This is a genomic window from Chryseobacterium piscicola (assembly GCF_900156685.1).
GTDB classification, from domain to species: domain Bacteria; phylum Bacteroidota; class Bacteroidia; order Flavobacteriales; family Weeksellaceae; genus Chryseobacterium; species Chryseobacterium piscicola.
This window is the reverse complement of record NZ_FTOJ01000002.1, coordinates 148,735-171,977: the sequence shown is the minus strand read 5'-3', so window position 1 is coordinate 171,977 and position 23,243 is coordinate 148,735. Positions and strand designations below refer to the sequence as shown.

General features: G+C 33.3%; 22 protein-coding genes. 5 read left to right on the top strand and 17 right to left on the bottom strand.

Translation table 11 applies throughout. The annotated features are described in order from the left end of the window. Positions 1–220: 220 nt before the first annotated feature. From tnpA to BW939_RS04775, 3 genes are all read right to left on the bottom strand, one after another. The gene (gene tnpA, locus BW939_RS04785; protein WP_076450403.1) at positions 221–694 is read right to left on the bottom strand and encodes an IS200/IS605 family transposase; all 474 of its coding nucleotides are present in this window, start codon (positions 692–694) and stop codon (positions 221–223) included. Positions 695–850: 156 nt separating this feature from the next. Then, on the bottom strand, positions 851–2,278 hold the full coding sequence (gene purB, locus BW939_RS04780) for an adenylosuccinate lyase (RefSeq protein WP_076450402.1): 1,428 nt from the start codon (positions 2,276–2,278) through the stop codon (positions 851–853). Positions 2,279–2,537: 259 nt separating this feature from the next. After that, positions 2,538–3,449, bottom strand: coding sequence for a DsbA family protein (locus BW939_RS04775; RefSeq protein ID WP_076450825.1), 912 nt, complete (start codon positions 3,447–3,449; stop codon positions 2,538–2,540). Positions 3,450–3,671: 222 nt separating this feature from the next. On the opposite strand from BW939_RS04775, the gene BW939_RS04770 reads away from it, so the two are divergent. Then, entirely contained in the window at positions 3,672–4,049 is a 378-nt protein-coding gene (locus BW939_RS04770; protein WP_076450400.1) for a winged helix-turn-helix transcriptional regulator, read from the top strand. Between the two features lie 46 nt (positions 4,050–4,095). Then, on the top strand, positions 4,096–4,245 hold the full coding sequence (locus BW939_RS15825; RefSeq protein ID WP_159439255.1) for a hypothetical protein: 150 nt from the start codon (positions 4,096–4,098) through the stop codon (positions 4,243–4,245). A gap of 12 nt (positions 4,246–4,257) precedes the next feature. On the opposite strand, the gene BW939_RS04765 is transcribed toward BW939_RS15825, so the two are convergent. The 8 genes from BW939_RS04765 to BW939_RS04730 form a co-directional block, all read right to left on the bottom strand. After that, on the bottom strand, positions 4,258–4,887 hold the full coding sequence (locus BW939_RS04765; protein ID WP_076450398.1) for a peptide deformylase: 630 nt from the start codon (positions 4,885–4,887) through the stop codon (positions 4,258–4,260). Between the two features lie 43 nt (positions 4,888–4,930). Beyond that, positions 4,931–5,803, bottom strand: a complete 873-nt coding sequence (locus BW939_RS04760) for a ChaN family lipoprotein (RefSeq protein ID WP_076450396.1) — start codon at positions 5,801–5,803, stop codon at positions 4,931–4,933. Positions 5,804–6,418: 615 nt separating this feature from the next. Next, positions 6,419–7,447, bottom strand: a complete 1,029-nt coding sequence (locus tag BW939_RS04755) for a hemin-degrading factor (protein ID WP_076450823.1) — start codon at positions 7,445–7,447, stop codon at positions 6,419–6,421. Between the two features lie 505 nt (positions 7,448–7,952). After that, a complete protein-coding gene (locus BW939_RS04750) occupies positions 7,953–8,723 on the bottom strand; it encodes a heme ABC transporter ATP-binding protein (RefSeq protein ID WP_076450394.1) in 771 nt (256 codons plus the stop codon). Beyond that, a complete protein-coding gene (locus BW939_RS04745) occupies positions 8,723–9,763 on the bottom strand; it encodes a FecCD family ABC transporter permease (RefSeq protein ID WP_076450392.1) in 1,041 nt (346 codons plus the stop codon). Before BW939_RS04745 ends, BW939_RS04750 begins: the two co-directional genes overlap by 1 nt. After that, positions 9,747–10,625, bottom strand: coding sequence for a heme/hemin ABC transporter substrate-binding protein (locus tag BW939_RS04740; RefSeq protein ID WP_076450390.1), 879 nt, complete (start codon positions 10,623–10,625; stop codon positions 9,747–9,749). The genes BW939_RS04745 and BW939_RS04740 overlap by 17 nt, the downstream gene beginning before the upstream one ends. A 148-nt stretch (positions 10,626–10,773) precedes the next feature. Continuing rightward, entirely contained in the window at positions 10,774–11,880 is a 1,107-nt protein-coding gene (locus tag BW939_RS04735; RefSeq protein WP_076450388.1) for an HmuY family protein, read from the bottom strand. A 10-nt stretch (positions 11,881–11,890) separates the two neighbouring features. After that, complete coding sequence (locus tag BW939_RS04730; RefSeq protein ID WP_076450386.1) at positions 11,891–14,023, bottom strand: TonB-dependent receptor plug domain-containing protein; 2,133 nt, start codon at positions 14,021–14,023, stop codon at positions 11,891–11,893. A 296-nt stretch (positions 14,024–14,319) separates the two neighbouring features. Here BW939_RS04730 and BW939_RS04725 point away from each other — a divergent pair, with 296 nt between their 5' ends. Beyond that, the gene (locus BW939_RS04725; RefSeq protein ID WP_076450384.1) at positions 14,320–15,582 is read left to right on the top strand and encodes a choice-of-anchor J domain-containing protein; all 1,263 of its coding nucleotides are present in this window, start codon (positions 14,320–14,322) and stop codon (positions 15,580–15,582) included. Positions 15,583–15,715: 133 nt separating this feature from the next. Here BW939_RS04725 and BW939_RS04720 read toward each other — a convergent pair whose 3' ends face one another. Further along, positions 15,716–16,006, bottom strand: coding sequence for a putative quinol monooxygenase (locus BW939_RS04720; protein ID WP_076450382.1), 291 nt, complete (start codon positions 16,004–16,006; stop codon positions 15,716–15,718). A gap of 747 nt (positions 16,007–16,753) precedes the next feature. After that, positions 16,754–17,161, bottom strand: coding sequence for an RrF2 family transcriptional regulator (locus tag BW939_RS04710; protein ID WP_076450380.1), 408 nt, complete (start codon positions 17,159–17,161; stop codon positions 16,754–16,756). Between the two features lie 158 nt (positions 17,162–17,319). On the opposite strand from BW939_RS04710, the gene BW939_RS04705 reads away from it, so the two are divergent. Both BW939_RS04705 and BW939_RS04700 read left to right on the top strand, forming a co-directional pair. Beyond that, positions 17,320–17,748: a DUF4268 domain-containing protein gene (locus BW939_RS04705; protein ID WP_076450377.1), complete on the top strand. Its 429-nt coding sequence runs from the start codon at positions 17,320–17,322 to the stop codon at positions 17,746–17,748. A gap of 15 nt (positions 17,749–17,763) precedes the next feature. Next, on the top strand, positions 17,764–18,450 hold the full coding sequence (locus BW939_RS04700) for a hypothetical protein (RefSeq protein WP_076450375.1): 687 nt from the start codon (positions 17,764–17,766) through the stop codon (positions 18,448–18,450). A 42-nt stretch (positions 18,451–18,492) separates the two neighbouring features. Here BW939_RS04700 and gldG read toward each other — a convergent pair whose 3' ends face one another. The 4 genes from gldG to kbl all read right to left on the bottom strand — a co-directional run bounded on the left by gldG (position 18,493) and on the right by kbl (position 23,088). Next, positions 18,493–20,160, bottom strand: a complete 1,668-nt coding sequence (gene gldG / locus BW939_RS04695; RefSeq protein WP_076450373.1) for a gliding motility-associated ABC transporter substrate-binding protein GldG — start codon at positions 20,158–20,160, stop codon at positions 18,493–18,495. 3 nt (positions 20,161–20,163) lie between these two features. Further along, the gene (locus tag BW939_RS04690; protein WP_076450371.1) at positions 20,164–20,892 is read right to left on the bottom strand and encodes an ABC transporter permease subunit; all 729 of its coding nucleotides are present in this window, start codon (positions 20,890–20,892) and stop codon (positions 20,164–20,166) included. 225 nt (positions 20,893–21,117) lie between these two features. After that, positions 21,118–21,675, bottom strand: a complete 558-nt coding sequence (locus BW939_RS04685; RefSeq protein ID WP_076450369.1) for a CopD family protein — start codon at positions 21,673–21,675, stop codon at positions 21,118–21,120. A gap of 216 nt (positions 21,676–21,891) precedes the next feature. After that, positions 21,892–23,088, bottom strand: a complete 1,197-nt coding sequence (gene kbl / locus BW939_RS04680; protein WP_076450366.1) for a glycine C-acetyltransferase — start codon at positions 23,086–23,088, stop codon at positions 21,892–21,894. Between the last annotated feature and the right edge of the window lie 155 nt (positions 23,089–23,243).

Sequence of the window (23,243 nt, the reverse complement as noted above, 5' to 3'; positions counted from 1 at the left end):
ATATATTTTATAGCATTCCTACGGAATGCAGATTTATTTGTATTTCTGTTTTTCTACGCATAGAACACTCCTACGGATGTTTGTATTACGATTGTCACAAGCGATTCCGTTAGGAATCATATCTGTGTAGTAAGCATATTAGAAGGAATGGTGCAGTCCGTAGGACTGCTATCTTCTTGTCATTAAAACTCACAAAAATAATTCTCCTGCAATCAAAAAATTAATTTTCATCATCATAGAATTCAAACAAATATTCATTCTTAAATTCAATTTCAAATGCGTTCAGCATCTCCATATATTCTTCTCTGAAACTCTTCTTCGAATGATGTTTTTCCTGATTCAGAATATAATTTACAACTTTATCCTTCTGGCTTTTCGCATAAGAAAATGCGCCATAACCTTCCTGCCAGAAAAACTTTCCAAAACACAATTTTCTGTCATTAATAAAATTTGTGGATTCAATTTTAACCGTTTTAATCAGTTCCGGAATTGTAATCTGCAAATTCTTATAACTGAAGAAGATATGAATATGGTCTGGATTTGCATAAATAGCTAATACTTTTTGTTTCTTATTGCTAAATATTCCACAAATATATTTTTCAACTTCTTCTCTTACTTCTGATTTAATTTTAATATCTCGTCCTTTTGTTGCAAAAACAACCTGAATATAAATTTGTGTATAAGTATTAGGCATAAGATTTTATTTTTATCATTCTTACAAAGATATCATTCCTACGGAATGCGCACTCGTAGCAACATACTATCTACACAGATTTTATTCCTACGGAATAAATTAAATCGAAAACTTAATTTTCAAACAAAAAATGCAGCCCAAGAGACTGCATAAAGTTTATACTTTCAGGTCAGACTCCAAACCAAGCAATTCGCTGTTGGCATCCAAAATAGGCTGAACTTCATTGGCAATGAATTCTTCCGTTTGAATAGGTGCAAAACCGATGAAGTTTTTAGGATCTAGTACTTCTTTTAATTTTGATTTATCAAGCTTCAAAGAATGGTCGTTTAAGATTCTCTCGATCAAATCATTTTCTTTTCCTTCTTCTTTCACCTGTTTAGAAGCTTCCATTGAGTGAACTCTGATGATTTCGTGGATTTCCTGACGGTCTCCACCCGCTTTCACTTCTTCCATAATGATGTATTCTGTCGCCATAAACGGCAATTCTTCCATAATATGTTTGTTGATTCTGTTTGGATACACCACGATTCCGTTCATAATGTTATTCCAAATCAATAAAATTGCATCCACTGCTAAAAATGCTTGTGGAATAGTCAATCTTTTGTTTGCAGAATCATCCAAAGTTCTTTCAAACCATTGCGTAGAAGCCACCATCGCAGAACTTGTCGTTAAAGACATTACATATTTTGCTAAAGCTCCTATTCTTTCGCTTCTCATTGGGTTACGTTTGTAAGCCATTGCCGATGAACCGATTTGGTTTTTCTCGAATGGTTCTTCAATTTCTTTCAAATTTTGAAGTAAACGTAAATCGTTGGTGAATTTATGTGCAGATTGAGCAATATTCCCTAATAAAGCCACTACTTTAGCATCGATTTTTCTGTCGTAAGTTTGACCCGAAACACCAAAAACTTTCTCGAAACCGAATCTTTTAGACAATTCTTTATCTAAATGTTTCACTTTAGAATAATCACCGTTGAAAAGCTCCAGAAAACTTGCTGCAGTTCCGGTTGTACCTTTTACACCTCTGAATCTCAATGTTTCCAGGAAGAAATCCAATTCTTCAATATCAAGAACCAAACTTTGTAACCAAAGTGTTGCTCTTTTCCCAACTGTGGTTAACTGAGCAGGTTGGAAGTGAGTAAACCCTAAAGTGGGAAGATCTTTATATTGAATAGAAAAATCAGCTAAATTTTTCATTACGTTAACCAACTTTTTCTTTAAAATTAAAAGTCCGTCACGGATTTGAATTAAATCTGTATTATCTCCTACAAAAGCTGAAGTTGCTCCCAAGTGAATAATTCCTTTTGCTGAAGGCGCTACATCGCCGTAAGTGTGAACGTGAGCCATCACATCATGGCGGAATTTCTTCTCATATTCTGCTGCTTTATCGTAATCGATATTGTCAACATTGGCTTTCAACTCTGCAATTTGCTCGTCTGTGATGTCTAGACCCAAGTCTTTTTCAATCTCAGCCAAAGCAATCCAAAGCTTTCTCCAATTCTGGAATTTGTTGTTGTGAGAAAAGTTAAACAACATCTCTTGGCTGGAGTAGCGCTCTTCCAATGGATTTTTGTAGGAATTCATTCTTTCTTTTACTTTTTTATAGATATGCAAAAGTAAGATTTTTTGATGAGAATTGAAAAGGTTTTAAGGCTGAAAATCTTAGCCTTTTGTCATTAAACATAAGAATCTTTATTGAAGTTTCCAGATTGTATTTAAAACTATTTTTATTTTTTTTAATTAATTAACGAATATAATTATTGAGTCACAAAAAAAACGTCGCAGAAAAATCTACGACGTCTAAAAGAATGTTTTTTAGTAAAGTATATAAATGAATGTTTGGTTATTTTAAGGTCCACAAAGAGCCATTTTTTGTGGTGATTTTCTCAAGCTTTCCTTGAGAGGCTAGCTCGTTCAGTATTTTCTCACTCTCATTTCTACCATTTCCTGAAAGTTCTGTAAATTCTTTTGCGGTGAGTGAACTATATTTTTTGAATAATGATTCCCAATCTTTTGCAAATTCTGATTTTGAAGCTTTGGGATTTACTGTAAGAATTGCTGTTTCGTAAAACGGATAGGGCTTTGAACCATAAACCATTTGTTTTTCGCCTTTATTATTAACGAAGAAAATTGTAGGAAACCCTCTCACACCAAATTCTCTTGCCATTTTCAAATCATTATCAAATAAGATTTTTGCCTTACCTTCGAAATCTGATTTTAATTGCTTCACATCAAGACCAACTTTCTCAGCGGCCAATGCCATATTTTCCCATTTTGCAATGTTTTTCTTTTTCAGAAAGACCAATTCTCTCATTTCTCTCATAAAAAGAATGGCTTTTTCTTCACTTTGCAACTGAGCAGCTTTGAATGCTATAGAGGGTGGATAAGAAGAGTCTAAAGGATCTTGCAACCACACATCTCCGTCAATCGGCATATCATAATAACCGCTTACTTCATCCCAATGATGAGCAACATCAGACGGTTTACTGATTCCTCCACTGTTGTAGCTCCAGTCTGGTAAAAGTCCACCCATGTGGTATTCTACATCAATATCTTTACCATATTCAAGCTTCATTTTTCTCAATTGAGGTTCAATTCCCCAGCAAGATGAACAAATAGGGTCTGTAAAATATATTACTTTAACAGATTTTTCGGTTGTATCTACAGTTACTAAACCGTTTTCTTCACTTCCTGGAACTCCGCAAACTCCTGTTTCAGGATCACATAGAAGTGGGTTGGTTGTCTGTGTACTCATTTTCTTGTTTTTTTTCTTGTCATTCTGCCCGCTGCATGATAGTGATAAAATACTGAGGCTGCAGATGATCAAATTTCTATAAAATCTCATTAGAAATTATCTTGAATGAAGCAAAAATAAAAAAATACAAGTTCCCGTGAACTATCAATTTCATTTAGGAAAGTGGTTTCCTCTAAGAAACTACGTATACAAAATTTCTTATCTTTGCATCAATTAAGTATTATGAAAAAAACATCAACAGTAAATAACAATACCGTCTGCAAACACCGCATGAATGCTATAAAGGATACCGTGGAACTGCTTTCAGGAAAATGGAAGTTCCATATTGTGGGTACTCTTTTGCAGAGTAACAAAATGAGATTTATGGATCTCTTGCGTGAGGTGGATGGTATTGGTTCAAAAATGCTTTCAAAAGAATTGCAGGATCTTGAAATGAATCATTTAATCAAAAGAGAAGTTCTAGACACAAAACCTATCACTGTAGAATATGAAATCACGGAATTTGGTAAAACTTTAGCTCCGATTATTGATGAAGTAGCCAATTGGGGTATTAATTACAGAACGAGTTTATATGGAAATAAGACAGAATCGCCTGAGTAATTTTTCTTTTAAACATTTAAAAAATGCCAGATAAAAAATCTTATCATTGGCAAAAGTAAAAAACGGAACTACTAATTTCGCAGTCATTACATTAGTTATTAATGAAAGCAATACAGATGAAAATTTTGTTAATGAATATTATAGTGGTGATGGTTTTCCTGATTTTTTCACATTAACATTTACGGAATATGAGTAAAGTCTGACAACCTTATTTCCCCACAACATCGCTTTGCTTAAAAGCATCAACTTTAATAAAAACCTCACCTTTCTCTTTTTGCTTTTTATCGGAAATTAAAATTCCGAAGAGATGATCGATTTCATGTTGGAAAATTACAGCTGTGAAACCTTCAACCATTTCGGTGAATTTCTGGCCTTTTAAATCTACATATTCTAGTTGGATGACATTGCTTCTGTAAAACTGATCATAAAAGTTGGGGATGGAAAGATCGCCTTCCGGACCGAGATTCTGAAGTTCTGATCTCCATGTGATGACCGGATTCAGGAAATACTCCAAAGGTTCACCTTCTTTGTCGAACCGTTGCACCCAGATTACTTTTCTGTTGATTCCCACTTGTGGAGCAGCAATTCCTACTCCACCGTCGGTAGATTGAAGTGATGCTTTCATTCTATTAACAAGAATCTCTGTGTTTTTATCGAGTGGATCTATGTCTGTTGAAAGATTTAATAAAGTTTGATGCTGATGATCTTCTACTGTTTGATAAATAGGTAAATTTGTTGTAATATCTCCTTGATTGATGATTTCTAGCTCAGTGGAAGTGAACTTTTGAGCGTTGATGAAACTGATAAAGAAAAGCAGGTATAGAGAAAGTTTTTTCATTTTTTATTGATCTTTTCTAATAATTTAACAATCCAAACTCAGGTTAATATGTTTTCGTCATATCCTCTGGAATAATCAGGTTAAAATCTGTGGGAACGTAGTCTTTCTGAGGTATTTTCAACTCAGAGTCTTCTGATTCGAATACGGAGATGACAGCCATTTTCAGGTTTGGATTTTTCTGTTTGATGTACCAATAAATCCCCCCAAATTCTTTACTGTGGAAATTTCCGTTGTAGTGGATGAAGGTTTTTCCGGCCTGAAAATTTTCTATTATAGACTCTGCCATAGTAGCGTCTTTAGTGGCTTGTGCAGAGATAAAATTCATCACCTTCATTTCGTCTGCATGGTCGCCCATCATGGTTTTCATTTCTGGATATCCCGGAGTTTGAAGACTTACTTTAATTGGCAATTGTGCAATGAATTTTTTTTCTTCGGTAGATAATTTATTTAAAGATTCAAGACCTTCTTTTGATGTTTGCGAAGCATATTTTCTTGGAACATTGGTGGCGATGAATTGGAGTTTTTTATCTTTTGCAAAATCAACCAGGGGTTTGTAATCTGTAGCGTAATTGTTCCATAATCTTGCAGAGTCTTTCAGCGTTTTAGCATCAAATTTTCCGCTCAAATAATCATTTAGCTGAGATTGATTGTCTCTTTCAAACATTTCGGCTCCTAAAATTAGCTGTCCGTTTTTCTTTTCAAATAATGCTTCGGTAATTTTGAGCTGCAGCCAATGGTTGATAGAATTGTTGTGATTTTCGCCAAAGAATACGACGTCGTAATCAGCTAATTCTTTTACCAATCTTTCAGTTTTTATTTCTTTTCCTTTTTTATCATAAAATTGATAAGGTTTGAAGTTTTGCGCTTTTATTGGTAAAAAACCCAGTAAAAGCATGATGAATAAAGTATTTTTCATTATTATTAATTTAAAAATTTTAATTTATTATATTTTTTGATCATTACAAAAAGATATCTTATTTTTTTTCAGTTTAAAGAATGTTTACATATCATCAAATTTATATAGGCTCTTACTATATAATTCTGAATCTACGCTAACATTACGTTAAGATGCTAGAATATTCTTTTGGAAAGCAGCAATATCCTGCAACAATGTAAGAATATTTTGCACCAACATAAAAATATAGTTTTATCGTTTAAAAATATTGTTAAGCAGGGCAAAAATTTATCTTTACTATGCTTGAATATTGCTTTAAAGCTTCAAATATGAGTAATAATTTTCACAAAAATCACAAATGATAATCTGAATTAAAATAAAATTCGACTGGTCTTTGATAATATATATTAAATATTCTCAATTCTATAATTATGCTAAATTTAATGCACTTGCCAATAAAAAATTTTTAGTCTCGCTGGTTTTCAAGATAGAAAAGATAGTTTGGCAGGCTGCGTACAAAATATTTTCACTAATGACAGATTGCAGACAAGCATTAAAATATTTGTATGATTTGTGCTTAATAAAAAAACCGTCTTGAAATAAAAACAAAACGGTCTTATAAAAATTTTACTTTTTTTAGTCTTCTAAACTAGCTACAAGATCTTTCCACTCCTGTAGTTCGGGGATTCCCGGCTTTCTTTTTCCAAAGAACTGCACAATAAAATCTCCTTCTTTGTTGAATACTTCAATCGCGGTAACTTCGCCATCTTCAGTTGGTTTTTTCACGATCCATGTTTCAGCTATTTTTGTTACGTCTAAATGTAAATTGAAATCAGGATCCATAACGTTGAACCATTGCTGGTGCCACATTGTCTTCTTCACTTCGCCTGTGTGGATTTGTATAATTCCTATGTTACCAACAAAAATCATTATTGGTAATTTTTTTTCAGAAGCATCTTCAAGAATGTTTATCACTTTAGAAGAATCTATTTTTTTTGCAAAACCTTCTGGAGCCAATCTCAAAGCCTGCGTTCTTGAAACACCGAATTTTCTGGTCATCATAAAGAAATCGTGGGTATCTTTCAATTCTACCCATGCTTTCTGGAAACCTTCAACATCAATTTCGGCATCTGCTTTTTCTTCTGGTTTTTGAGCTATGTTTTCAAATTCTAAAATCTGATTTTGGTCTTCAGCTTTAAATTTCTCAATAATAGTATCAAATAAAGCTTCGTTGCTGTCTTCCGTTAAATAAATTTTGTGCAATGCCGAACCGTTTTTCGCGAAAAACTGAAGACTTTTCCTGTTGCCTTCTACAACTCCGAAAGCAAATTTCCAGTGATTTTGAAAGATTCTTAAATCTATTTCTTCTCCTACGAAAAGCTGTGCGTGGGGACTGCTGAAATCTCCGTTTAGGTAAGTTCCCTTTCTCTCGTGAACGCACTCTTCATTTCTAGTCAGTGCCATTACTTTTCCTAACTGCTCAACGTCTGTTAAAATATTTTGAAATTCGGGTTTTAAAATCGTAACGCCTTCTCCTAGGTATGTTGCTAATAATTCAGCTTCACTAACTCCTAGTTGATCTGCGGCATTTCTTATTCTTAAATGTGGGTTTTCAGCTTTCAGAGCTTCCCATTTTTCTTTTAATTCGTTGACTAAAATGTTCATTGATTGATTCATTTATTTGTTTATTTATTGGGTTATTTATTGTTTTTTAAATCTTGTATAATCATGTGACGAATTTGTTTGCAGCTTTACTTTATACTTACTCTTTTTTAAAATTTATATTATTCTAAAATGAGTTGAGTTGAAGAGGCTCCTTCTTCCATTTCATAGGAGTTGAAGTATTTATACATTATAAAGAGAGACACAAATTTTCCTTTAAACAGCTTTATCCTACAGTAAAAAAAGGTTTCGTTGGCTTTTACATACGGACGAATTTCATTTAAATATTCAAGATATTAGTTGCAGAAACAGACTGTGTAAATCGTAAATATTATATCAAAATTTATCTAAACAAAGGCACTTTCGTTTCTTTATAGGAAACAAATTTTCTCCTTTTTGTTACTTTTTTTTGATTTAATCTTTGGGTTTCCTTGTACAAGAGTTCTGAAATATCACTTCCTCTATATTGTATGTTTTGGGCTAAACGCAGAAGGCTTTTTCTACCATCTTACCCAAAAATAATCATTGGGTTATTTGTGATTGGATGATTGCAAATTGTACAAGGGAAATTATACGTTACACTTATATTTTCTGCTGTAAAAACCTCTCTTGGAGTTCCATAGGCAGCTACTTTTCCCGATTTCATTAACAAAATCTTATCAGCATGCTGAGCCGCCAAATTGAGATCATGAAGAACAACCACCGCAGAATTTTCTTTAGTTGTAAATTTTTTAATGATTTCTAAAGCTTTGTATTGGTATTTTACATCCAGATTATTCAAAGGTTCATCCAAAAAAAGAAGCTTTTGAGGGATATTATTTTGTAATTGTGCCAACACTCTTGACAAGTGTACGCGTTGTTTCTCACCACCCGACAAAGTATTGTATTGTCTTTCTCTTAGATGATAAACATCTGTTTGATGCATCATTTCATCTATTGTCTTTAGATCTTCCTCTTTGGGCTGGGCATCAAAATAAGGATAGCGACCCATCATTACAACATCTTTTACCTGCAAAGGAATATCATTTGAATTGTGCTGAGAGAATTTAGCTTTGTGTTTTGAAAGCTCGGTAATTTCCCAGTTGCTAATATCTTTATCTTTAAATAAAATTTTCTGTTTGCAATTCACTTCATTTGCCAAAACACTGAGAAGGCTAGATTTTCCGGCACCGTTTGGTCCCAATATGGCTAAAAAGACACCAAAGTCTAAAGACACATCCACATTATTCAGAATATGAAATTCTTTATGTTTATAATTGATTTTCTGTGCTTTAATCATTATATCGATTTTTTAAAATTCATCAAAATTGCAATAAAAATAGGACCTCCAATTAATGAGGTTAAAATACCAATTGGTAATTCTGACGGCGCAACAATACTTCGGCTGATGGTGTCTGCAATAAGCAATAAAATACTTCCCAAAACGGCAGATAGCGGTAAAATGAAAGTATAATTTGAATTAAACAAAAGCCTTAGAATATATGGCACAATGAGACCTACAAAGCCTATTGTACCTGAAAAAGCAACGCAAGTTCCAATCATTAAAGAGGTAATGATGATGATTTTCTTTTTTAATTTTTGAACATTAATTCCCAAATGCTGTGCATCTTTTTCACCCAACAACATGGCGTTTAACGCCTTACCTTGAGGAAGTAAAATGCTATAGGAAGTAGTAAGAACAATTGCAAGAATCAAATTTTTCATCCACGTAGCTCCAGCGAGACTTCCCATATTCCAGAAAGAAAGATCTCTAAGCTGCTCATCTTTAGAAATATAAATAAGAAATCCTGTAATTGAAAATCCGATGGAAGTAATAGCTACACCACTCAAAAGCATCATCACAACATTGGTTTTTCCTGCATTGGTGGATATTCTATAGACCAACAACATTGCTGCTAAAGCTCCGAAGAATGCAGAAATTCCTGTGAGAGAAAACTGAATTATTTCTGGAAGATACCTTTTGAAATACCCTCCCAAAACAATTGCAATAGCTGCAAGCAAAGTCGCTCCCGAAGTTAAACCAATTGCTTCGCCAGTTGCCAAAGGATTTTTAAACAAACCCTGTAAAGCTGTACCAGAAACCGCCAAAAGACTTCCTATTAAAATTGCCATTACAATTCTTGATGCTCGCACATCCCAAACCACATATTTGTGGCTTAGTGATAAGTGTGAATCGCCTTTTATTATTTTTAATAAAATTTCAAAGGCAGATTTTCCTTCAAAATCGTACACGCCAATGCTAAGAGAACCTACTGCTATAAAGACAAGCAGTAAGGTTGTTACTATTATATAAAAATATAATTTACTTTGCGTTTTCAATTAAAAGTTTGTTTAATGAAACTGCAGCCTCTCCTACTCTTGGTCCGAAACCTGAAACTAAGCCTCCATCCATTGCGATAATTTTTTTGTTTTTACCGGCATTGGTTTGAGAAACGCCAGGCATTTGCAAAACACCCTTCAATCCTCCAGAACTTTGTAATCCGCTAGAAAACAAGAATAATACATCTGGATTGGCTTTTACAACAGCTTCCGGAGTAAGAGGTTTGAAATCTTCGAAATCGTTAACTGCATTTTCTCCGCCCGCAAGTACAATTAATGCTGCCATTGGTGTGTTTTTACCCGAAACCATCAGTACATTTCCTCTTGCGTAGATGAACAATACTTTTGGTTTTTTGGGGATAGGCAGAATTTGTTTTAAATCTGAATCTATTTTATCATTCAGCTTCTGATAATCTGAACTTCCGATAGTTTTTGCAACGTCAGCAATCAATTTTTTGGTTCCCTCCACAGAATATTCTTGATTAAATGTTACAGCTTTACTACCTGAAGATTTGATTTTCCCCATCAAATCTGGGTTAATGTCTTTATCTGAAGCTAAAATTAAATTGGGTGAAACTGCCATAATCGGTTCAATCGTAATTGATCTCACATGACCTAGATCTTTAGCAGTAGCTTTCAAAGATGCGGGATAGGTGCTGGTAACATCTGTGCCCACAATTTCTTTTTCGTGACCTAAAGCGGCAACGATTTCGGTGATTCCACCGTTTAAGGTAACGATTTTGTTGTTGGTTTTCGGAGCTTCAGAAGTAGCTTCCGGATTATTTTCTGTAGCTTTTGTGTTTTCTTTTTTACATGAATAAACTGCAAGAAACATAGAAATGGTGATAATGAATTTTTTCATTGTTTAAATTTTATTTGATTAATTATTATATTCTTTGATATTCTTTTATCTGGAAAAAAACCAAAAATTTAAGATTTGGAAACTTTAGGAGTCAATTCAAGTTATTTCCTAATCATAAAACCAATAGTTCGGTTTGATAATTGAGCAATTATAATGGCTTAAATTCAAACGAAGGATATCCTCTTTCGCCCGCTATACCCAATTGATCTGTTGTTATTTTTGTAAGTCTTGTAAATCTTAGTTTAAAATAATATCCTTCTGAATCTTTAATAACATAAAAACGGTCGCCATACACTTCCAGACCATTTACTCCAACAGGATTCCTCCAGTTAGAGCCGATTATTCTATGATCATTGAAGATAAATTTAGACTGATCTATATCTGAAGTTTTAAAATTGTTGTAAGCCTCTATTCCGGATGCCGAACCGGTAAGAATAACTTCATAGGCACCTACTCCGCCAATATTGTTGTGGGTAACAAAATCTCCATACACATAGCTTCCTGCTCCTACAATTGTGTTGGTAAACACAGTGAAACACAAATCCCATCTCTTTTTTTCAGGTTGAATAAGAACTTCTTTGTTATTTTTAAGACTTACAAAACTGTAGTTGTAGGTTAAGTTTTTATTTACTGCCAATACTTTGTGAGAAGTAGCATCAAGTTCGGCATACTTCACTTTATAACCAGTAGAAGTTCTCACCACCTGAATTTTCATCCAACCTCTGGCATCTCCACTGGTTATGATAGAACCTACAGGTACAGAACCTTTGTAAATATCTTTTCCCATGTTGACAAGATAAATTCCGTTTTCGGCTTCTTCCGCTTTCACTTCCTCTATTGCAGTATATCCTGACGGAAAATTACCTTTCACATCATCAATATAAATCTCATTATAAGGATTAAAATTAGCTACCTGAACCTGAGGCTGCAAAGAAGCAACACTTCCTGCGGTAACGTCATCAATATTGGTTGCATTAGGAATTTTTGCAGCAGCCATCATAATTGATGAGTTTAGAATTACCTTAAATGAGCTTCCCGAGTAGAAAGCCAGATCCCAATCTGTTCTTTTTGTTACCACTCTTTCATTTTCACTTAAATCAAACCAAACCTGATTGGGTTGCGCACCTCCTCCTACACTTATATCTACCAAAGCGCCGTCTATAGGAGCCACTGCAATAGCATCTTCGTTATCGTTAATACAAGATTGAGACAACAATACAGTTCCCAAGAGTAATCCCGTGAGTATTTTTTTCATTTTCAAGATTTTAAAAGTTATAATTTAGTCTGGCAAAATAACTTCTGCCGTAGAAAAGATTCTGATTAAAATTTGCCGGATTGTGAGTGTCTCCACTTTGTATAGAGTTTCTTACGGAGCTTACATCAAAAATATTTTTCACACCCGCAGCCAATTCAAAATGATTGTTTAAAAACGGTTGAGATACAGTGAAATTCATGATATTGAAACTTCCAACTTCACCCAAGGTGAACTTAGGTCTTGCCAAAATATCTGTTGTAGATTCTTGTACAAATTGCTTTCTTTCACCTGTATATTTATAATAAATCGCGAACAAAGTTTTGGAAGAACGCAGTGTGTAATTTAAAGCTAAGTTGGCTTCGGTATAAAAATTATAATCATCTGGAGAGATCACATTTTCAGAAATTAGCTCTTGAGAAACTCCCATCATAGAAATACCTGCCTTGAGATAGAAATTATCTTTTTTAGCAGAAAAAATACCTCCAAAAAGTAAAGAATTGTATTTATTGATGTTTAAATAAGTAGAAACAAGTGGGCTTCTGCTTACTAAAACGTTTTCTATACGATCTATTACGTCCAAATACATTGCAGATAGGCCTATATCAAACTTCCACGCACTTGCATTGCTTGTCTTATAGTCCCAGAAAAACCCTGCCGAATATCCTGTTTCGGGTTTTAAATTTTGGTTTCCTGTAATATTATGATTGATGTCTACTACGTTGGTATAAAGCTCTTCATAAGTTGGAAATCTGTTGGAAGATCCAAAAACGGCACGTAAATCTGACTTAGATGAGGTGCTGTATCTTGCCGTTAATGAATAATTATTTTGCGAATGGAATCTGTCACTTATACTTAATCTATAGCCTGGTCTTAATGAGAAATCTTGCGAAACTTTCCATTCTGCAGAGATAAAGTTGGCGTAACTGAAAATAGCCCTATTCACATTTTCCCGATTGCCAATTCCCTGAACGGTGGATGCAGCGGCAAATCCACTGGTACGATCAAGCTCATATGCTAACTGAAAATTAATCTTGTCACTGTTTATGAAATTACTGAACATCCCTCTGGAGTACAATACTTTAGAGTCGTAGTAAGCTTGTTTATTATCGCGTAAAATTTCTGCTCTGTTGGGTACATCATATTCGAAATTTTGGCTTTCTCTTTTTTGAGTTTGATAAGAAAAATCTCCCACATAATGAATTCTTCCGAGTTTTGTCTGAATATTAAACTGATGAATCCATCGGTTTGTAAAATAATCGGTATCGTCTGAAACATAGGTTCTGCTACCGCCTGTTAAAGGATATTCTTCCACCAATTGATTCCGAAAATTAATAGTTTCTCTTAAATAATTGACTTTGTAAAATAGTGAAGTATTATTGTTAGAATATTTGATGGCGGCATTGGTCGTCAAAAGATCTTTTGGAAGCCATTCGTAACCACGATTACCATCATTTAAAGGTTGGAAATATTTGTAGCCATTGTATTTCCCTTTATAACCTTGGAAATCATTATGATTGACGTCTGCGGTGACCGTCCAATTATCATTAATCTTATACCCTAAATTTAAAGATTGAATATGTCTACCGTTCCCTTTTTTGAACCAATCATAGTCTTTACCAACAGTTTCTTCTTGAAGTGAAATATTAACATTAACTTTCTTGGTATAGCTTTTTTTTGTGATAATATTGATGACTCCCGTAACAGCATTGTTCCCATATTCTACACCCATAGCACCTTTTACCACTTCAATACGCTCAATATTATTAACATTGATTTTACTTAAATCCATTTGATTTCCGCTTCCCCTGTCTGTAACAACCGGAATATTATCAACTAATATTTTAGTATAAGCTCCCCCCAAGCCCAGGATATTGGCTTGTGAGCTTCCATCCCCTGCATCCGGAACAATCTGAATATTTAGATTTTGATTAAGAACTTCTGCAGCTGTACTCACTGCCATATTTTTAATCATTTCAGCATCAATTAACTCAACTTTGTATATTGATTTATTAATAGACTGCTGCATGTATTGCCCGGTAATAACGACTTCCTGGATATTTTTTTGGTTTAAAGAATCTTTTTTCTGAGCATAAACCTTCATAATCCCTGATAATACCAGTAAAGACAGGATTTTCTTCTTCATAGAAAAATTTTTCTTCAAATATAAAGGTTTATTTAGAATAATTAAAAATAATAAAAACGATATATTTTAAATTTCCTGTTGAAAAGAATTAAAAATTAAAATAATTACTCATCAAACAAAGATGTACGATAGCACTTAAATACCTCATTTACAATGATTAATAAAGCTATTTCAAAATGTTTTAAAATAGAAAATTAATTATTAAAAGTGTAAACAAGATATTTATCATATTTTTATTTAGAATACTTAAAAATAAAAATATATTTTTGTAGAACTATTCTAAATAACAAACCTACATGAAATTAAAATTACTTTTCGGAGCTTTACTTTTATCGGTAATATCTGTAAAATCACAAGTTGCAACGTTAAACGAAAATTTTGAATCTTTCACAACAGGCACAGCTTCAGTGTGGCCACAAAATGGATGGTCTAAGGTGGCATCAGCTACAGCTCCCAGAGTTTATGCTGACGGAACATCTGATAAATATGCGCAATTTTATAGTTTTTTCTATCCCAATGCAGAGGCGTATTTGGTGAGCCCTCAAATTATTGCTCCAGATGGCACAAAAACACTTACATTTTCTTTTGCACAGACTGGAGGAACCGGTGGCTCGGGAACATTAGAGGTAGGATTAATTTCTGAGAGCACTACAACAGGAACTGCTGCTTTCACATCTATTAGTGCAATTTACAATGTAACATCTATAACAGAACAAACTGTTACAATTCCAGTGCCCTCTTCTGCGAAACAACACATTGCTTTTAAATACATCGGGAGTGTAGCACATGCCGCTATTTTAATTGATGATGTGGTATATGATAGCCCACCTGCAGAAACTCTAAATGAAAACTTCAACTCTTTTACAGCAAGTTCTACAGCAATACCTCAAAACGGATGGAATAAAGTAATTGCTACTATGCCACAAAACGTACATGTAGCATTGAATAATGGGAGCAATGCTATTCAGTTTTACTCGGCGAATTCAGCAAATACGTATTCTTATCTTATTTCTCCAAAAATTGTATCACCAGACGGTAGCAAAAAGATAAGATTTACTACAGGAATGTCTCCCAATTCTAACGGCAATGCAACTATTGAAGTAGGTATGGTTTCTAGTCTTACTGATATGTCTACTTTCACATCACTAGGTAACCCGACAACTATATCTTTAGCCTCTGCATCACAAACACTTACATTTAATGTTCCGGCTTCTAATTCTCAGTATATTGCATGGAGATTTATGGGTGCAGCAAACCATTCTGCTGTTTATCTAGATGATATAGTATATGATGTTTTGGCTATTTTGCTTACTTCAGATATTAAAAAATCTAGCGATAGCATTGCATTTGCTGTAAATGCAGAAAATACAGCTTTACTATTTGTAGGCAAAGAAATGCCAAAGTCTGTAGAGATTTATTCTGCTGCTGGTACAAGAGCAGCTTCTGGAAATGTAGATTACAACAGATTCTATATCAATACACTTCAAACAGGAGTTTATTCTATTTTTATGAAAATGAAAGACGGTAAAACTCAAAAATCGAAGTTCATCAAAAACTAATACTTTCTATTTTTTCTAATAAAAAGGCAGCTCAGAATTTCTGAAACTGCCTTTTGTTTTTTTAGCATCTAGCATCTAGCATCTAGCATCTAGCATCTAGCATCTAGCATCTAGCATCTAGCATCTAGCAAAATTAATAAATCTTAAATCCCTTATAAACTTGCGCGTTTTCGGATAAAATTTTGGAAGCATCTCTTCTGAAATCCAGTAAATGATCTTGGCCATTGTGGCGATTGTGGTGTTCTTTTGTTTCCCAAAGTTCAACGAGGAAAAAAGTACCTTTATTTTCATTGTCTTCAATGAGGTCATACTGTAGACATCCCTCTTCCTTTCTGGTTTCTTTTACAAGGTTTTGAAATAATTCAACAGCTTCCATCAGATAATTTTCCTGAAATTTGAAAAGAGCAATAATATGTAAATTCATGTTTTGTTTTTAGGTTGTAAATTTAATTTTTTTAGTTTCAATTTAACACCCATTCTCTAAGATTTTCCACAAAATAATTTTTAATAGCCGATTTGTAATTGGTTATCAAACTCATTACTATCATCAAAGTCAAATAATTATAAACATATTTTTTACCGGAAGTCTTGAGGTAAGCAGTACAGAAAAAGGTGCGGTTAGAATTCCCTCTATCAAAAACCCGAGAATAAAATTCCAATGTTGAAAACCCAATGCTAAAACATACAATATGGGAAAGAATTTTGAAAAACAAATGTGTGGTAGTACAAAATCATACCGTAACCCATTTCCATTGATCCAGCTACTATTTCTGCCAAAATGCCTACCAAAAGCAAGCTGAGAAAATAAGATTGTCTTTGGCGAGAATGATTTTTATTTCATCTCAATAACCACAACTATACAAAATAAAAAATGTAATTAAAAAACGGCGATTCTAATTAACAATACATTAATCTTCCATTGAATTGTATTAGAAATCATCATGTCTTAAGATTGATTGGGATAACTATTTTAAAATAATTACAGTCAAACTAGACAGATTTTTTTTAAAAATTCAAAAAGATTTAAACAAAATCCTACTATCTGAAATTAAAGGATTTATAAAATTATTGTTTGGTTTTGAATACATCATTTTTGTTTGATATTCGCAAATATTCAACAAAAACACTATCCTATCAAAAGCAGACTTATATGGTTTGAATTTAGAAAGATTTAATCAATTAAATCTAAAAGAGATTTTTCTTCTAAAATTTTAAGTGAGGCATCTCGTACTTCAATCAAAACATCATGCAAACTACAATGATCTTCATTGCAATCAGCACATTTTTCGTAAAAATTAAGACTTACGCAGGGAAGCATGGCAATGGGTCCATTAACGAGACGAATAATTTTTGCCAAATTAACATTTTCCGGATTTTCTTTGAAGAAATAACCTCCTCCTTTGCCTTTTTTACTGTCGAGAATGTCTGCTTTTTTCAGTTCGAGCAAGATATTTTCAAGAAATTTCAACGGAATTTTCTTATGGTCTGCGATTTCTGAGATAAGAACAGGTCCTTCATTTTTCTTTTCTACAAGATATGAAAGTGCTTTAAAAGCATATTGAGATTTTTTTGACAGCATTACTACAAAAATAGTAAAAAAAAATTGGATGCTGGAAGATTGAAGTTTAAAACATGAAGTAAAATTTGCTCAAAATACAGTTTTCCAGATAGGCACTGCAAGTTTTCATATTCCGCTTTGCTCTTCTAGTTTCCAGACAAAAAACATATCTTTGTTTTATGTTCAGTAAAGAAGAAGCACAGCAATTAAAGAAGGAATTTTGGATGGCTTTCGGGAAATCTTTTCCGAGAAAATGGATTTTGTACAATACAAAAATTAAGGATTTTTCATTTAAATTTTATGCAGACAAGAAAAAAGCTGAGGTTTCTTTGGATATAGAAATGAAAGATGAACTATTCAGAGATGCTTATTACAACAAAATTTGGTCGCTAGAAGATATTTTGAAAGACTACATCGGAGATTTTCAAAAAGAAGAATTCTACACTTTAGAAAACGGTAAAGTTATCAGCCGAATCTGGGTGGAAAGAGAGAGAGTCTCTGTTTTTAATAAAAATACATGGCAGGAAACTTTTGAGTTTTTTGTTGAAAAAATGGATGGTTTTGAAAGGTTTTATTATGAATATGAGGATTTTATAAAAGATATTTAAAAGAAATACAATAAAATGAAATTTTATCTATTATTATTTTCAATCTGTGTTGCATCTCTAAATTGTCAACAAAAAAATGACAATGCAAAGAAAAAATTCACAGGCTGGACTTCACATAATGTGAATGGTAAGGTAAAAGAAATCACTATAAAGTCTTATAAAACCGATTCTCTTCATAATACAAAAACTCTAGAAGGATTGTATCATAATTTCCAGTTCACTACTACCGGAGATGAACTGGAATATAATATTTATGATAAAAATAATGATTTAAAGTTTAAATCAGTTCCTACATATAAAAATGGGAAAATTTCAGGCTCTATTGTAAATCATATTGAAGAAAAAATTTCAGAAACCTGGGTAATTAAAAAATATCTGCTAGGTTTTTATGGTGGTGAAGTAGAATGTTACATTGATAAAAAACTTGTAAAAAAGGCTGTCAACACAGTAAATGAAAAAGGTCACCAAAAAAGGTTGAAGCTTTTCTCTAATGGCAAACTGATATTCGAAAAATCTTTCGATTATGATAAAAATGAGAATATGACAGGCAGCACAGAAAATTCTTATGCCAATGACACTGTTTATTCTATAAAATACTCATTCATTTATAATGAATTTGACAAAAATAAAAATTGGACAAAACGTACTGATGTAGTGAATGGCAAATATTTAACTACAGAACGGGTGTTAGATTACTATTAAAGAAAAAAAGAGAAACCCAAAAGTTTCTCTTTTCATTATCGTTTATGCAAATTTTTTCTTTCTCAACCAGAAGAATAATCCTCCTAAAAGACTGATGATAGCTAGTGGTAGAAGCAAATTCAGCCACTGCCATTTTGCTTTTTCCTCACCAATTCTGTATCGGTCTAGAAGTCTTTCTTCTATGTTTCTGTTTCGCAATTCTATTAAATTACTGTCATCCAAAAGATAATCGAGGGCATTTCTAAGGAATTGCTCATTTCCAAACTGCTCGTCTGTAAGCCTGTCTATCCCAAGAGGTAACGGCTGTCCTTTTACAATCTTGTTTCTTGCCAAATCTCCGTCTGCAATAACAATTATTTTATTGTTTGAACTCTCAGATTTGAAGTTGGGATAGCCTTTTCTTTCAATTCTTGAAGCATAAGCAGAATTAAATTTCCCTTCTAAAGCTACTGCAAAAATCTTCGGAGTACTTGGTTTTTCCATCTGCCCAAGACTATCTACACTAGCAATTTCTTTCAGATCCACATAGTTGGGAACCTGTTTCAAAAGCGTTCTTTCACTGGATTCAAACAAAACATTGGTTTTAAATTTCTTTCCTCCCAGCGTATCAATAGAAGTTGGAAATTCAAATTTTACTGGATTAATATTTTTGGTAATAGGATTATTGCCTTCCGCAATTCCTAAGGGAAAATAAGGCCATGGTAGACTGCTGAATTGTGGATTTCCGTTGATTTCTCCGGTTACAATTTTCAATAAAGCATATTTTTTAACATCTTTTACTAAGGCCGGATTTATTCTTAATCCATAATTGAAAAAAAAGTCGGTCATGTTGATGTCTACAGGGAAAGGCATTAGTTTTTTAGATCTCGTAAGAGTATCCATTTCAGCATTCACAGCATCAATCATCCATAATGTTTTTCCACCGTTCATGATGTATTGATCTAAAATCAGTTTTTCACCGTCGGTAAATGCTTTTCTTGGTTTTGCAATAACCAAAGCATTCATTTGTTTAAGGAAAGGGATGTCTTCCTGCGAAAGTTCTTTGGTATTTTTCGGAATTACAGGGCCAGCCAGATAATTTTCTGATGCCAATTGCATAAAACTTTCAAATTCAGCAGGACTCAACTCGTCTTGATTAACCAAAACACCTACTTTTTTTCTTTGATCTGAGGCAACAGCTTTGATATTTGAAACCAAATTATACTCAAGATTCTCTATTGATTTTCTTAATTGATCCTGAGCATTGATATTATTTTGCTGCACAATTAAGGGTATAGAAACTCCCTTTCTTTGGTATTTTACAACAGCATAAGGGTAAATTTCGATTTGTGAAATCTTGCCTTCTTTCTCATCCGGAAGAATAGATTTTTGCATACCCATAGCCATCAAAGAATCTTCGGGAATTCTATTTTTAATAGGATCTACAAATCTGAAATCTATGTTTGAATTTATTTTTCTAAATTCCTCAAGCATAAATTTAGTCTCGCTCTGCAATTGTTTGAAACTTGCCGGGAAATCTCCTTCAAGATAAACCTCAACCATTACTGGTTTTTTCACAGATTTTAAAACTTTTACAGTACTTTCTGAAAGTGTATATCTTTTTTCTTTGGTAAGATCTAATCTAATACCTGAAAAAGCAAGTAAGATAACCAAAGGAAGAATTACAAAAATTAAAATTCCGAGGGGCGATTTAAACTCAATCTTCTTCATTTTCTACTTCTTTTTAGTGATAAAATAATTAGACAAAAACAGCGTAACTCCTATGATTAAAACAAAATAAGCAATATCTTTAAAATCAATCAAACCTCTAGTAAATCCTAAAAAATGATGGTAAAAACCTATATTTTGGAGAATAAAATCTGCGCCTCCCAATAATTTGTAACTCGCCAATTGCTCTATCCCAAAATACATTATGAAACACATGAAAACGCCTAATAAATAAGCCATAATCTGATTTTGAGAAATAGATGAGGCAAAAATTCCTACTCCTGCAAACGCAGCGATAAGAATGATTAAACCCAGATAACTTCCCATCGTCATTCCCATATCTATATTGCCTATTGGTACACCCAAAACATAGACTGTATACAAATAGATGAGCGAAGGAATTAAACATAAAACTCCTACAACCCAAACAGATAAGAATTTCCCTGTTACTAAATCTGAAATTTTAAGAGGTTGCGAGAAGAGCCAATTTAAAGTTCCTGTTTGCTGCTCTTCGGCAAAAGTTTTCATTGAAAGAGCCGGAATAATGAACATTAAAAGCCATGGAACGAGCACGAAATAGCTCTGTAAAGATGCAGAACCTATATCAAAAATATTGAAATCATTCTCGAAGAAAAACAAAAACAATGTTGTTATCATGCTGAAAGCTGCGATGATGACCCATGCACTCCAGTTTCCGAAATAACTCCAGAGTTCTTTTTTTAAAATTGCAAACATAAATTAATTCAAAATTTAAGATTTATTATTCAAGGTTTGTAGTTTCTTATTTATTAAAAAAATCCCTTTTAATTATTTGAAATTTTCACTATTTTAATCCACATTTATTACTAATTATCCACTTCGCAGTTACCAAAAAGCATTTAATTTTTTTTTAAAATTATAGACTTTTTTTTATTGCTAAAATAGTTTTAAAAAGTATCTTCACTTGGTTCTTTACAGCTTTTATCTGGCTTTTTTACCTTTCCCTCTATTTACCAATTTCACCGTCATCATAATTAAGAATACAAGTGCAAAAAATCCGGAAATTAATTGCCACCAATATTCAATTACGGCAGATTTTAAAATTACTGTAAACACAACCAGAAACAAAATAAATGTTGCGATTTCGTTAATCTGCCTAAGTTTCATGTTTGATGTAGACAAAGTTTCGCCATCTAGTTTTTTTATAAAATTTAATTTTTTCCAGGCCCAATAATGAAAAAATGCCAACCCAAACAAAAAAGTCAGCTTCAGATGAAACCATGGCATTTTCATTAATCCAAAATTCAGAAAAACCATAGTAAGACCGCAAACTGTCATAATTATTCCTGCTGGAACGGTAATGATATTCCATAATCTGCGCGCCATGAAAACATATTGTTCCCTAAGGATTTTTTTCTTTTCTTCTTGAAAATCGTCTGTATCCTTATAATAAACAAAAATTCTGACGAGATAAAAAATTCCCGCAAAATAACTGACCATAAAAATAATATGCAAAGCCTTGATGATGGTATACAGCATCGTAAAAATTTATGTGCAAAGATAGTGATTTTTAACTTTTTCAGCTCGTATCTCCTGCTAAAAATCCAATCCAATTAATGTAAATGAAAAAGCGGAATTTAAATTAAAAAAATTCCGCTTTTTTTTATTTGAAATCAAGCGCTTATTCTGAAACACGTTCTATACAAAGAATAAGCATGGGTGATAGTGATTTTTTCGTCTCCTTTTTAAATTGAATTAAGAAATCACTCCCAGTTCCTTCCCTACTTTCTCAAAACCTGCGATCGCCTTATCTAGATGTTCTCTTGTATGCGCTGCAGATAGCTGAACTCTAATTCTTGCTTTTCCTTTCGGAACTACAGGATAGAAGAAACCGATAACGTAAATGCCTTCATCCATTAATTTTTCTGCCATTTTTTGAGCTAAAGGTGCATCATAAAGCATTACCGGAACAATTGCAGCGTCACCATCCGGAATATCGAAACCTTTAGATTTCATTTCGGCTCTGAAATATTCTGCGTTTTCCATTACTTTATCACGAAGAGAAGTATCATCTGAGATCATATCCAAAACTTTCAAAGCTGCACCCACAATTCCGGGAGCCAATGAATTCGAGAACAAATATGGTCTTGAACGCTGTCTCAGCATATCGATGATTTCTTTTTTACCCGAAGTAAAGCCACCCAAAGCACCGCCTAAAGCTTTTCCTAAAGTAGACGTAATGATGTCTACTCTACCCATCACTTCATTGGCTTCGTGAGTTCCACGACCTTTTTTTCCGATGAAACCAGTGGCGTGAGAGTCGTCTACCATAACCAAAGCATCATATTTATCGGCAAGGTCACAAACCCCTTTGAGGTCAGCAACGATTCCGTCCATTGAGAAAACTCCGTCTGTAACGATAATTTTGAATCTGTGATTTTTTTCTGAAGCGGCAATTAACTGGGCTTCCAAATCTTCCATGTTATTGTTTTTATAACGGTATCTTGCTGATTTGCAAAGACGAACACCGTCTATAATAGATGCATGATTCAATTCATCTGAAATAATAGCATCTTCCTCTGTAAACAATGGTTCAAAAACACCTCCGTTGGCATCAAAACAAGCGGCATACAAAATAGTATCTTCAAGCCCTAAAAAGTCGGCAATTTTTTGCTCCAACTGTTTGTGGATATCCTGAGTTCCGCAGATAAAACGCACAGAAGACATTCCATAACCGTGAGATTCTATCATATCCTGAGAAGCCTTCATTACTTCGGGATTGTTTGAGAGACCAAGGTAATTGTTGGCACAGAAGTTTAGAAGTTTTTTTCCGTTGGCTTCTATTTCGGCACTTTGTTGTGAAGTGATGATTCTTTCTTTTTTAAAAAGACCATCGTTTTCGATATTCTGTAATTCGTTCTGTAGATTTTCAAGATACTTTTTAGAGATCATTTTGATAATTTTTAAGATGTGCTAATTTAATAAAATCAGACTAAATTACCCCGTATTAATCAATATATTCTATAATTATAACTCCGTAGACCCATTATTTATTATAGTTTGTTTGATCTGAAACTAAAGATGAGAAGTTTTTAAAATCTCTATGT